Raw genomic sequence first — 12091 nt, forward strand, 5'->3', positions numbered from 1 at the left:
TGCTTCGTGGGCGTGTCAGTGCACGCATGGGACAACGCCGAGCTTATCGGTCGTGAGACATGCATCGAGCTGACCATTGGGGCGCGTGACGCATACGGTGCCCTCATCGACGGGGTGGTGTTCGCTAACGACGGGTCGGGGAATCCGATCTGGATCGCTGCGGACGGAAGCGTGTGCTTGGTCGACCATGACAACGGGAACACAGTTGTTCGACTGGCGGCCAGTTTCCGCACGCTGTTGGAGGAGAACGTCGACGACTGACTCACGAAGGCATCCGCGCGATGTCGGCCGCCCCTCGGCGCCCTCGCGGGCTGCATGTCCGCGGTGGTCGCCCCAACGACCGTACCGGTCGCCGAGTGGTGTTTGTACATGCAGGGCCGGTGAGCGTACTACTCACCGGCCCTTTTGGTGCGTTCACGAGGTGGCAGGCCCTTCGGTGACGGCGTCGGCAGTCACGAGCAGGTCGATCTCGACGAGATTGGTTCCGCCGGCATCGGTGACACGCACGGTTACTCCGGCCAGCCATTGGCCGTCGTTCATTTTCGCCCAGAATTTCAAGGCTCCGTCGAGGTATCCGGACATGTACAGCGCGGACGTTTTCACGCGCATGCTCACATGATCAGCGCGTGATGCTCCCCCACGTCCGAGCGGGAGCGCCCGGGCCGATGTCGACTTTCACTGCCCGCGGCTCGTCGAATGTCCTGATCACGGGTGGTCGGGCCAGCATTCGGTCCAATGGTCGGTGTTGATCACTGTGCTGCCCGGAGCGGCGACGTCGCGGCGAGAGTTCTGTCGTCGACAGTGCCCCAGCGGAGCTGTCCGCTCTCGTTGGAGATCTCCATGCGTCCGGTGCGTAATTGGACCCTTCGCCGGCGGCCGCGACGTCGAGCCGAACGCCTGTCACCCGCCCTCTCACCGCAGACAATCCTGAATACCCGGCGACACGGGACGAGATCCGCAGATCAGTGCCATCCCGTTGTCCTTCTGCGACGATGAGGAGCGATCCCCTACTTCTTCACTGGGCTAACCGAGACCTCTGAGTCGCAGGCGAAGACGCCGGGGACGATACAACTTGCGTCGAGCGACCGTTCCAATATCTAGGGCAGTTGCACAAAGGTTGGATGTTCATGAACGGATCGGACTTCAATGCCGCAATCAGCGGAATGACCCTGCAGGACGGCAACACTGCGCCGTGACACTGCTCCTACGTTGGTTCGTCGTCCCGGCAGTGGGTGCGGTAGCCGATGCGTACAGCGGCAATCACCACAGCGGAGTTGAAGTCGGCCTTCTCCGCCAGCATCAGGAAACCGAAGATACCGCCGGTCTCATGGCAGGAAACGCAATGGAATAACTGCGACTGAACACGAACATCGAAGTTCGCAGCGCGGTCTCCGTGAAACGAGCAGTAGCCCTTCTTCGCGTCGCGCCCACTCCACTGAGCTTCGTAAACTCCTCAACGACATCTGCCAGCGAGGTCCGTTCCCGAATCGCAGTCAGTTCCCCGTCAGGAATGCGTGAACTAGTCACGCACCCGAACCTAGACGGCTGAACGAAGCTGCACAGTACAGCCACATTTTTCAGTCACTACGCAGCTATCGACTAAAGCATGAGCGTCATCGGTTCCCTACTCAGGCCCCGTCTTCCGGCCTCTGAGGCCTTGGGTGATGTTTCCGTAACATCGAGCATCAAATACAGCTTGATTTCTCGGACAACCGTCCGTGCCGCAAGACAACGCCCTGCCTGTGTTCGACCCGATAACTCGCCTCGGCTGGCTGACTCGGTCAGCAACCAGATGATCAGGTCATGGCCGGTCCTGCAGCAGAACCCAGAACATAGGACCGGCGTCCCGAACGATGCCGGCCATCGTGGTGCCGCCCTGCTGCGCCTCGCCGACGCATCCCGATGCACTCCAGACGGGTAGGGACGGGATATTGGCTATGGACGCCTGTGATGACACACCGGACCCGGATCCGGAACGATATTCACCGCCACAATTTCGTATTACACTAATAGCTATGACTGACGAAACGATCAACGATCAGCCCGTCACCGACAACATGATCGAAGAATGGGCAAACGAAGCCGAAACCGGCTACGACGTCGAAAAGCTACGCAAACGCGGCCGGCCCGCCCTCGGAGCCGGGCCCGGCGCAGTAGTGCCCGTACGGATGGACGCCGCGTTGCTCGAAGCGTTGAACGCCCGCGCAGAACAAGAACACGTCTCCCGATCCGAAGCGATCCGAGAAGCAGTGCGTGCCTGGACCCAGGTCGCGTGAAAGCCCACAAATCCGCACTCAAACACGGAATCAGCGAAGACGCCGGCATCTACGCGGCAGAGCACCACGTGTACGTCGCCGACTTGGACGACGACAACCCCGCCCGCCAATTCCGGCTGGGCTTCGACCCGAACGGACGTCTCCTGGAATTAGTCGTGCTGCGCTTCGACAGCGGAAACGAGCTACTCATACACGCCATGAAGGCCCGACCTCAGTACGTCGATCTCCTGTAATCGATCTCGTTCGCGAGCGCGACGCAGGGAAGTCGACCTGCTCGCCGGTACGACGAGGACATCGCCATCAACGCTCGATGATCGCAGCCTCCACCGACACAGGTGCGTTCACCTCCACCGCCCCGTGCCGAGAACTGGCACCACCGACCGTTCTCACCATCAGTGGGGCGACATGCAGCTCACACGACATCTCTCCCCCCACGACACTGAATATTCACCCCACACCCGAAAGTTGTTCAGTGACATGACAAATGAATACCCAGATGCCGGAGAGGTAGCGCTCGACGACAGCCGCTTTCGGCGCTGACCCCGTCAGCTCTATGACGACGGCACTGAACCCGATCCACGACTCAGTCTCGCCAACGAACCCTCCTGGCGCACGAGCACCCGATCTCAGATGCCACGCCTGCTGTTGCTGGATTTCTGTATTGCCACGATGTACTGAGGCGGGTTGGGTTCGCGGACGACGATCCGACAAGCAACTTCAAGATCGCCTCAAAGAGGTTGCCCCACAAGACAATTATAAATAACTTCTGTCAAGCACGACACGAAGGCCGTTCCCACCTCCCGACCAACACGCGACGCGGGACCAATCGCTCCGAACGCGAACACTACGAATACGGACCACGTCACTGCCCGTGCCGCCCCGACCGGCTGAGACAATCCCCGGAGACAGACAGTCGGTTTCCATTGTCGAATGAAAGGGAGCACTTCGTGACCTATTGGGCGGTTGCTCGGCCAGACTCGGGTTCCGGTGAGGTTCTCGTACGCGATGGTTACGTCGTCGGTGACGATGCCGCGATCGCGCAGATCGCAGACGTATGTGTGCAGTTTGCTACGGCGGAGGACGGTTCGCGGCCGATGATCTGGGTGTCGTTGGGAAGCGCGAACGCTCGGGTATCGGGCTTTGGTGGCCAGAGTCTTGACCGTACTGAACTCGAAGCCGAGATCCGCCGGTGTGTCACTGAGGAACAGAACGCACAGCGCCGCGCCGCTGTCGAGGCGATGATCGACGGTTCTTCGCACGCGCGAAGAGCCGCGCATTCAACGCCGGCGGGTTCAGTTCGTGATCAGTGGAACCGGATCACCGAGTGGCTGCGAGTCCACTTTCCCGGCATGACGATCACTGGAGCCGAGCGCGACCGTGTGGACGCCGCGATCGAGAGAACGGGACAAAGCTGGCCGGCCGAGTTAATCGAGCTGTACACCTTGGTCGACGGAGTTTCCGACGAAAGGTTGCTGGGGTTGCTCCACCGTTTCGCGCTTCTCACGTTGGACGATGTCCTCTGGTATTGCGAATCGTCTATTCAGATTGGGGACGAGAGTGCGCGCTTGTTCGGCGATGGCCCCGTTGAAGGCCCCACCGACGCTGGATTTCAAGCCGACACCTTCCTCCCGGATTTCGTGCCTTTCGCAGGGATGGACGGCAATTTCTTGTGCGTCGACACCCGCCCCGGCCCCATGCACGGTTGCGTAACCGAATTCGACAAAACCGGGGCAGACGAACCCGGACCCCGTTGGGTCTCAATCAGCGCCATGCTGACTGACCTCGCCGACAGTCTGACGACCTCGCAAGCATTCGACGACGGGTGGTACTGGACGAGCGTCAATGGAGCCCTCGAATGGGAATCTGACCGCACGTGGCGACTCAGACAGCTTGTTAAAAAAACATCTTTCGCGGCCTGCACGCGAGGGGCCCAATTAGGGCAACTCTGAAAGAGGCCAACTTCGAGAGCGGCTGCGCGACTGCATCCCACCCGTAGGTTTCTTCGTCCGCTCCATCCGGGTGCTTCCGAAGATCACGCGCGTGGTGACAGAATCGAACAACTGACGGCTACGCGAGGGATATACCCTTGAGGGCACAGTCACGTTGTTGCGCACGGCAACTGGGAGAATGAGGAATGGCGACCCCAATGCCGTCGGATAAAGGTCGCTGCTACCCGGTCGAGATCATCAACGGCTGCGTGTGGCTGTACTTTGGGTTCCCGCTCAGCTTCCGTAAGTCGAGGAACTCATGCTCGAAGGCGGTGTCGTGGTCAGCGATGAGACGATCCGGCGGTGGTACGCCAAGTTCGGGCAGGCCTACGCAAACCAATTGCGACGACGGTGGGCGCGACCCGGTGACAAGTGGCACCTCGACGAGGTTTTCATCCCAATCAGAGGCCGGGAACATTACCTGCGACGGGAGGTCGACCAGCACGGCAACGTACTCGAGGAACTGGTCCAGCCCCGACGAAACAGGAACGCCGCCAAGCGATTCTTCCGTAAGCTACTCGAGCGGGCTTGCGCTATGTGCCGCGAGCAATCGTCACCGACAAGCTCGGCAGCCCCCAAGTGGCGCACCGCGAGCTGCTGGCCTCGGTCGAGCATCGCCGATCCAAGTACTTGAACAATCAAGCCGAGAACTCGCATCAACCCGCCAGGCAGCGAGAACGGGCCATCAAACGGTTCACATCGGCCCGACACGCGCAACGCTTCCTGTCCGTCTTCTCGGGCTATCCGCCTTCTCGGGTATCTCACCGCATTTCCAATCCTGGCGACACAGACTCCCGGCGCCCGAATGGCGTACCGAGATGACCCACCGGTTCGCGGTCTGGCAGGAAGTCACCGCGACCGGTGTTGTTGCGTGAAAGCGAACGGGCCAGTGGCATCCTGTAACCGACCGCACTAAACATGCTTCGCTGCTTCACTTTTCGATCAACGTGACAGTGCCGTCGCCAGTGTCATCGACTGATCCGAAACCGCGCAGGGCGATCCCTTGTCCGAACTGGCAACATCGACCCTTTGCCACCCGGAACATCTCGACGACGTTGTCGAAGGCTACGGCGCTGTCGTCGACCGCGAGGTCATCCGTGCCTGGTGGACATTAGGAGATAGGGATACTCCTATGCCTGATGGGCAGCTACTTCTTGCAGGGGAAGTGCTGCAACGAGAGCTGCATCAAAGGACATTGGCCCCCCGAGCTGCCGCACCCTTCGGAGAGCCTATGTCAGTGAAGAACTCGGCATTTGCGCTGACATAGCCGGCCCAGAGGTCAGGCAGATCCTCTTGCTTCGACAGGACAAACCGATTCGCAGGCCCCACAGTCGATGCACTCCCCCGGGTGGATATACATTGATCGCTCACCTTCATAAATGCAGTCAACGGGACAGGCCTCCACACACGACCGGTCCAGGACATCCACGCAGGGAAGTGCAATGACGTAGGCCATTTTTCACAGCTCCTAGACACCCGTATAGATGGTCTTGCCCCAGGAGAAGAACTCCAGCGCAGTGTGGCCCTGTTCCCGGAAGGTGTTTGTCGATGAATCCCCGATCCCGCCGAACGGTACGTTCAGATCCAACCCCGCAGTTGGTCGGTTGACCTTGACGACCCCGGCTTGGGCGCGCTGGGTGAAGTCGGTTGATCGAGCGAGGCTGTCGGTGCAGATGCCTGCGGTGAGGCCATAGGACGAGTTGTTGATCTGGGCAAGCCCCTCCGCGTAGTCGGGGACTTCAAGAACCGCGACCACGGGGCCGAAGATCTCGTCGGTAACGACGGGTCGTCGTTGGATACATTGGTAATCACCGTCGCTTCAAAGGCCTGGCCGTTTGAGTGGCCACCCTGCACCACGTTATCGGCAATGAATTTTCGCACTTGGATCGCACACTCGAAGTACTATCTGGCATTTTGAACGTGGAAATTGGATATCATTTCATTGCTGCGGCGATTCTGAGTGGTCAGTTCGGCCGCGCAAGGCCTGCCCTCCGGCTGTGCACTCGCCGGGGGTGGGTCTCTCCAAACGCTCACGCCGCCACGTTGAACCGTAGGCACTATGGACGCGCTGGCGACGCGCCTGCCTGATACTTAAGTACCGTGTGCAACCGCCAAGCGCGGTTCGGCCCCATACTCGAGAAGTAGTATCCCTCGTGCACGTTCGCCTTTGCCGGCTCGGCGTGCGCGGCCCGCCTAGGTGTAACTGACGAACACTGTGGGCGGGCCATCCGGCGAATGGAGAACTCCGTCCACCCGGACAGGAATCGGCGGCCCTGCCAAGTCTCCGGCAGTCCGGCGCCGAATCTCGTCGAGAATCTGCTTGTTCGACAATTGCTGCAGCGACTTCCGTGTGGGCGACAACGGCCGGTTCTCCTCTTCCGTCATGAACCCGGTGGCGATCAACACTTCCTGCACAGGCGCATCGAACAACGCTGCGACGCGCCGCAGCACCTGCGGGGTCGGGGACCGCGAGATCCTTGTCCACTGACGCATCTGGGATGGATACACACCGAGCGCCCGAGCTGCTTCCTCTGGGCTTTCATAGCCGCGGGCCACGATCTGGTCTCGAACCCAAGCTGCGAATCCTGAAGCCTTGGGCGTTATTTTCCCACGGAATCTCTGAACATTCGCGCAGCGAAACAGTTCGAGAGTTTCGCGCTCGGATCAGTTATCCCCATGCGTTGTCCATGATTTGGGGATAGTTCAACACTCAAGTATCTGTGACTCCGCGAAGACTGGTATCGGAACCCTCGGATCCGTAGATTTTCCTCGGCGGCATCGCTCGAACCCCCAAACTTCGAGTATGGCGTAGCCCTGCCGACGCGATCCCCCGGACAGTCGGCAGGGCACCACAAACGGTGCGCCGCTTCCGCCTCGGTTCTCGGCGCACCCCGGGCCGCCAGCGTGCTGATCACACACTCGCTGGTGGCCCTTCTAGCAACACCCCTGGATTTCGAAATGCCCGACGAGACTGAGGTTTGGCATTCCCCTCATGCGTTATACAGCTGCCGCGGCAGCTCGATGTCGGTAACACGGTCAGCCACGCCGCCCAGTCCCGAGCTGGCAGCTCTCGCCTCGACTGCGCCGACAAGATCTTCCGCGGGTCGGGCCCCGGACGCCGAGAGTTGTAGTAGCTGATGAAAAACGGTGCATGCTGCACGCAATGCCGACGCTGCAGCAGCGCGGTTTACAACGGCTCATGGATCTCGCCGGCCGAACGGCTGAGACTGCAGCAAGATCACCGAAGTTCCTGCCTGCGGATGTCATTCCGATCCGAGAGTCGCTCTCGACGTCGTCTCGGGTTGCCACTGCGAACTCACACATCACGCGCCCCGCCTAAATGCGACAGAGGGCGAAGTCGGAGATGAAAAGGCCCCGAAGTTACGATACGGCTACCGTTGCAGGTATGGTCGGATTGTAAACGTATAGCGATACTGTTGTTCGTTTACCAGCCCTGACGGTCCCCTATCTTGTGTGGCCGTCAGGGCTGCCTTGCCACGGAGCACAGAAGGCCGAATCTAGTTACCCTCGGCAACTACCTGCGGCAGGAAGCCCGTCGTATCTAGCACACCTCGAAACGGAGATGTCGTGAAACGAAAAGCACTGCGCCTCATAACTGGAGCTCTCGTCATCGCCTTCGTAACCCGATCACTCGGTTCGGTGGCCACGACTCAGCCCTTCGGCGTACCTCTCGGGCACCGCCTCGTCCGCTGAAGACATAACAGAGCCCACCCACGCAGCTTCGGCCTGCCGACAATCCTGCTGACCCTGATGAGGCCGATAGTGCGGTCGTATGTTGTCGAATCGTGCGTGCCTGCGGGGATGCTCGTTATATAGGCTGTCGGTGCTGAAATTCTTTGCCCCGGGTACCACCGAAAGAAGTGCCGCTTCGAACGGCCACTTGCCGAGAGGCGCACGACGGGCACCGACCCTGTGAAGTCGCTGGACACCCTTTTCGGTGACGGCGGCTACGTCACATCCGGGGCGGTCGGTGTCGCCCAGGGCCCGAATCGGGGTTCGCCGGGTAACCTGGGTCGTTCGGTGAGAGCGAAAGGAGCGCTGAGGGCTTCACCGCCCGGATACCTTCGGCGGATGCGATCGCCTGACTTCTGCGGCTCGTACCGTCGCTGTATCGACTCCGTATCGACGGTGGGCCGGCGCACCTGCTCAACTGCTACCTCTGGCTAAACTAAGACGGCGTGACGCTCGCCGATACAGGATGGCCGGACAGCGCCGCCCTGATCGGACAAGCGCTGTCCGCGCTCGGTAGGGACCGCACAGACGTGAAGCGGATCGTGCTTACTCATTTCCACGACGATCACGCAGGTTCCGCCGCTGAGATAGCGACATGGTCCACCGTCGAAGTTGTAGCAGGTGCAGATGATTCAGCATTCGTATCCGGTACCGAGAGCGGACCGATTCCCGAACTGACAGATCTTGAGCGAACGATTCACGCCGACAGCAACAAAGCACCGCACGGTCCTGCCTGTCGTGTGGACCATGAAGTCCGAGACGGGGACGAATGGGACTTCGCGGGCGGGGCCCGTGTCATCTCGGTACCAGGGCACACCCCGGGAAGTATTGCGCTGTACCTGCCAGAGCCCGATGCGGTGCTCACCGGTGACGCAGTGGCCGAGTTCCACGGACAGTGGCCGAGTTCCACGGAGAGGTGATCCTCGGCGTCTTCAACACCGATCGCGCACGTGCGGCCCGCTCGCTCTCGAAACTCGCCGCCACGAAAGCACACATCGCAGGATTCGGACACGGTGAAGCCGTACTCACAGACGCCTACAAACGGATACAGTCCGCGACCGATCCGTTCGCGGCGGACGTCATGTTGGAATGAGGGAAAGTGCTCCAACGCGCGACGGGCACCGACCCGGTGCAGCCGCTGGACGCCCTTTTCGGTGTCGGCGGCTTCGCCATATACAGGGGCGGTCAGTGGCGTCCGGGGAGGTCGACCTCGCGGATATACAGTATTCGCAAGGTGCTGTATTCCGGCCGACGATGGACACTCAATCATGCGCCAACGTAGTCAAGACCGAACTCAGTCGACAAAGATGCGAATGTCGTCGGAATCGACTCGACGTCGACGAGGGGTGAATCATGACTCAACCGGAAACGATGTGCGAGCCGATCGTGATCGGATTCCTCTCGCCGTTTCTGCACGAAGACGCGGCCGCGAGGTTCGCCCATGAACACCAAATTCGAGCAATGGTCGGCCCACGCGCGCACTCCCGAGACGCGGACACGCATCCGCCGCCTGGCCGTATTGGAGCGCATCTTTCATGTACTGGGCGTCGTCGGCGTGTGCGCGTTCGTCGTCATGCTGGCCATCAGCTGGTACATCACCATCTCCGGGGAGGGTCCGTGGTGGATCTGGTTCCTGGACATCGGAGTACTGCTGGCGTCGATCTTCCCCTACTTCATGACGCTGACCAGACTCGAGACGGCGATGTACGCCGACGGCGAGGAGTCGGTCGGCACCATCACCTCAGTGGTCATCGACCCACACAACATCTCCGACAGTGAAGCTAGCTACCACGTCACGATTACGGCGGAACACCCTGAAGGTGGCCACATTCGACGTGCCACAAGCGTGCCCACGAAACCCAGACGCGGGGACCGGGTCCGCTTCCGCCACAACACCCGAAAACCCGACGATCTCCACGACATCCTGTACATCGGATTCGAGGAAAACGATCCGTAGACTCGCTCTCGACGACCAACCGCGAGCAGCAACTGCGAATGCGAAACCCCATCTCGCTTCCACAAGGATCTCAAACCAGCACCCGAACCTAAAAGCGAATTCAGGTCGATCAGGCAGTCACGGACGTCACCGAGAAAATTGCTCCAGGGTTAATGCTGCATGGGACCGTTGACGTGGAGCGAGTACGGAGGAACCTTGATGCGGGCGCGGTTCAGGCCCAAGCTCGATAGAGCTTCTCGGCATTCGATGTACGGATGGTCGATGATCTCGGTTCCGTCGACGTCGAGGACGTCCCCGCGTTGAGCACACAGCACGGGACCCACTTTCCGCGCGGACCGGCTGGATGACTGACAGATCCACGATGATCTCGCCGGGTGGCACCGACAACCCAGCGCAGCATCGAACGCGAGTTCTGGCGAGGTAACGACGGACTTCACCTCGGAGTGCGCAGCTGAAACGGTGGGCGTGTCTCCTGCGGTCGGAGCCCATCGGTTCCGGCAGGGTGTCGGAATGGCGATGACCGAATTGCCCGATCCGGGTGGGCAGTACGTGCCGTGTCCTGAGCTGGAGCAGCTAGCGATTCCCGCGGCACAAGTGGTTTGCGTGCGTGAGATCGCGCGCAGTCTCGGCCGGGATCCGTCCACGATCTCGCGTGAACTGCGGCGCAATGCTGCCACACGAGACGCCAAGCTGGAGTACCGAGTGTCGGTGGCACAGTGGAAGGCTGAACTGCTGGCCTGGCGGTCATCCGAAACGGGTGACGCCATATCGTGGCCTCCCTGCAAAACTGGCTCGAACACAGGGTGTCTCGACATGTTAGGGCGATCAAGGTGACTGCTCCGATTCGCTACCAGTTTCTCATTGACGGTGACGTGTTGACACGGGTGAGCGGCATCTTTCCCAATATGCACGTGACACCAACCTCCAGCGGATGTACGAGCCTGCACGGTCCCATAGCCGACTACGTCGAAATGAGGAGCATTATGGCTCGATTGGACTCGCTGGGGCTGACCATCGCCGAATTACGCAAGCTCCCAGACTGATCGGCCCTCACTCGACTGACTGGTGAGCGTCCGACACCAAGTGTCGAAGCTATGGCATCGAGGCTTTTACCTTGTTCACGGAGGGCGCGAGCGAGTGCGGAGCGTGTGGGGGGTCATGACGGTGGGCGGCTTCGAGGCGGCGTGGGCGCGTTCGACGATCATGCGCCGTTCCATTTGGGCGAGAGCTGCCATGATGCGAAAGAGGAATTCGCCGCCTGCGGTGGCGGTGTCGAATCCTTCTGCGAGGAAACGGAATGCAATGCCGCGTTCACCGAGGTTGTGGACGGTGTCGATGACGTGGCGGACGGACCGTCCGAGGCGATCGAGTTTCCACCCGACGAGGACATCGCCGTCATTCTCGCGTAGGTAGTTCAGGCATTCGGCGAGCTGGGGACGCGGCGTATTGGAACCGGATTCGTGGTCGGTGGAGAAGCGGATCGCTCCGGCTCGTCGGAGTGCGTGCTGCTGCAGTTTGGGATTTTGTTCGAGATCGAGATTTTCCGATTCGAAATACGAGAATGATAAATTACCTTGTGGCGCAACTATTTCCAACTCGACGAGGACTTCGCACGCCACGTGCGGACATCACTAGTCACCCCGGAACCCCCGCCAGCACTCCTGACACACAGCGAACAGAAAGTACTGCCAAAGCTCACCTCTGGCGATACCACCGAAGCCATCGCCGCTGACCTGTTCGTCTCCGTCAACACCGTCAAAACCCACCTGCGCGGAATCTATCGAAAATTCGACGTCAACACCCGCCGTGATGCCGTCCTCGTGGCACGCCGATACGGCCTCGTCTGAACCGGACACCAGACCTCCACCCCACCTGCCGAACCACCACTACACCCATCGACTAAGCGCCCCGCACCGAGCAACACGCCCCCTCTAGTGCTGCTAGATTCCATGCCACACACACCTACCACGCGACTGAGAGTTCCTCCTCTCACACCTGCCCGTTCGGGCTAGGTCACATACCGCGCAATCGTCGACAGACGGGCCTTGACCCCGCGGGTTGGACACGCTTGATCCTGGTCTCAGACCAGGGAAAGCGAGAAGATCTAACCCGATGGC

Annotated in this window: 11 protein-coding genes and 5 pseudogenes; 9 read left to right on the top strand and 7 right to left on the bottom strand. The window is 60.5% G+C overall.

Features of this window, described 5'->3' with window-relative positions; genetic code table 11:
- Nucleotides 1-261 (top strand): annotated as a pseudogene (locus V3587_RS30355) (SMI1/KNR4 family protein); the annotation flags it as partial.
- A 153-nt stretch (nucleotides 262-414) separates the two neighbouring features.
- Here the strand turns inward: V3587_RS30355 and V3587_RS30360 are convergent.
- Together V3587_RS30360 and V3587_RS30770 are read right to left on the bottom strand one after the other, a co-directional pair.
- Nucleotides 415-609 carry a hypothetical protein gene (locus V3587_RS30360; RefSeq protein WP_182263308.1) on the bottom strand — a complete coding sequence of 65 codons (195 nt, stop codon included), beginning with the start codon at nucleotides 607-609 and terminating at the stop codon, nucleotides 415-417.
- A gap of 595 nt (nucleotides 610-1204) precedes the next feature.
- Nucleotides 1205-1357, bottom strand: a pseudogene (locus tag V3587_RS30770) (CHC2 zinc finger domain-containing protein); the annotation flags it as partial.
- 658 nt (nucleotides 1358-2015) lie between these two features.
- Here V3587_RS30770 and V3587_RS30370 point away from each other — a divergent pair.
- From V3587_RS30370 to V3587_RS30385, 4 genes and pseudogenes are all read left to right on the top strand, one after another.
- Nucleotides 2016-2276: a ribbon-helix-helix domain-containing protein gene (locus V3587_RS30370; protein ID WP_182263302.1), complete on the top strand. Its 261-nt coding sequence runs from the start codon at nucleotides 2016-2018 to the stop codon at nucleotides 2274-2276.
- Complete coding sequence (locus V3587_RS30375; protein ID WP_021343281.1) at nucleotides 2273-2509, top strand: toxin; 237 nt, start codon at nucleotides 2273-2275, stop codon at nucleotides 2507-2509. Before V3587_RS30370 ends, V3587_RS30375 begins: the two co-directional genes overlap by 4 nt.
- Before the next feature lie 861 nt (nucleotides 2510-3370).
- Nucleotides 3371-4225, top strand: a complete 855-nt coding sequence (locus V3587_RS30380; RefSeq protein WP_125461327.1) for an SMI1/KNR4 family protein — start codon at nucleotides 3371-3373, stop codon at nucleotides 4223-4225.
- A 185-nt stretch (nucleotides 4226-4410) separates the two neighbouring features.
- Nucleotides 4411-5139: pseudogene (locus tag V3587_RS30385) on the top strand (IS6 family transposase).
- Between the two features lie 255 nt (nucleotides 5140-5394).
- Here the strand turns inward: V3587_RS30385 and fdxA are convergent.
- From fdxA to V3587_RS30400, 3 genes and pseudogenes are all read right to left on the bottom strand, one after another.
- A pseudogene (gene fdxA, locus V3587_RS30390) lies at nucleotides 5395-5720 on the bottom strand (ferredoxin).
- Nucleotides 5721-5732: 12 nt separating this feature from the next.
- The gene (locus V3587_RS30395; RefSeq protein WP_080910981.1) at nucleotides 5733-6020 is read right to left on the bottom strand and encodes an aldehyde dehydrogenase family protein; all 288 of its coding nucleotides are present in this window, start codon (nucleotides 6018-6020) and stop codon (nucleotides 5733-5735) included.
- A 437-nt stretch (nucleotides 6021-6457) separates the two neighbouring features.
- The gene (locus V3587_RS30400; protein WP_241896166.1) at nucleotides 6458-6757 is read right to left on the bottom strand and encodes an XRE family transcriptional regulator; all 300 of its coding nucleotides are present in this window, start codon (nucleotides 6755-6757) and stop codon (nucleotides 6458-6460) included.
- A gap of 1599 nt (nucleotides 6758-8356) precedes the next feature.
- On the opposite strand from V3587_RS30400, the pseudogene V3587_RS30405 reads away from it, so the two are divergent.
- A pseudogene (locus V3587_RS30405) lies at nucleotides 8357-9110 on the top strand (MBL fold metallo-hydrolase).
- Nucleotides 9111-9458: 348 nt separating this feature from the next.
- Complete coding sequence (locus tag V3587_RS30410) at nucleotides 9459-9974, top strand: hypothetical protein (RefSeq protein ID WP_019749908.1); 516 nt, start codon at nucleotides 9459-9461, stop codon at nucleotides 9972-9974.
- 149 nt (nucleotides 9975-10123) lie between these two features.
- Here V3587_RS30410 and V3587_RS30415 read toward each other — a convergent pair whose 3' ends face one another.
- Nucleotides 10124-10288, bottom strand: coding sequence for a hypothetical protein (locus V3587_RS30415; RefSeq protein ID WP_157902096.1), 165 nt, complete (start codon nucleotides 10286-10288; stop codon nucleotides 10124-10126).
- Nucleotides 10289-10490: 202 nt separating this feature from the next.
- Here V3587_RS30415 and V3587_RS30420 point away from each other — a divergent pair, with 202 nt between their 5' ends.
- On the top strand, nucleotides 10491-10808 hold the full coding sequence (locus V3587_RS30420) for a helix-turn-helix domain-containing protein (RefSeq protein WP_370627638.1): 318 nt from the start codon (nucleotides 10491-10493) through the stop codon (nucleotides 10806-10808).
- A 284-nt stretch (nucleotides 10809-11092) separates the two neighbouring features.
- Here V3587_RS30420 and V3587_RS30425 read toward each other — a convergent pair whose 3' ends face one another.
- Nucleotides 11093-11593 carry a recombinase family protein gene (locus tag V3587_RS30425; RefSeq protein WP_259349404.1) on the bottom strand — a complete coding sequence of 167 codons (501 nt, stop codon included), beginning with the start codon at nucleotides 11591-11593 and terminating at the stop codon, nucleotides 11093-11095.
- Here V3587_RS30425 and V3587_RS30430 point away from each other — a divergent pair, their 5' ends adjacent.
- Complete coding sequence (locus tag V3587_RS30430; protein WP_019749911.1) at nucleotides 11594-11821, top strand: response regulator transcription factor; 228 nt, start codon at nucleotides 11594-11596, stop codon at nucleotides 11819-11821.
- Nucleotides 11822-12091: the final 270 nt, after the last annotated feature.

The sequence above is a fragment of the Rhodococcus sp. IEGM 1306 genome (assembly GCF_036541985.1).
GTDB lineage: Bacteria > Actinomycetota > Actinomycetes > Mycobacteriales > Mycobacteriaceae > Rhodococcus_F > Rhodococcus_F qingshengii.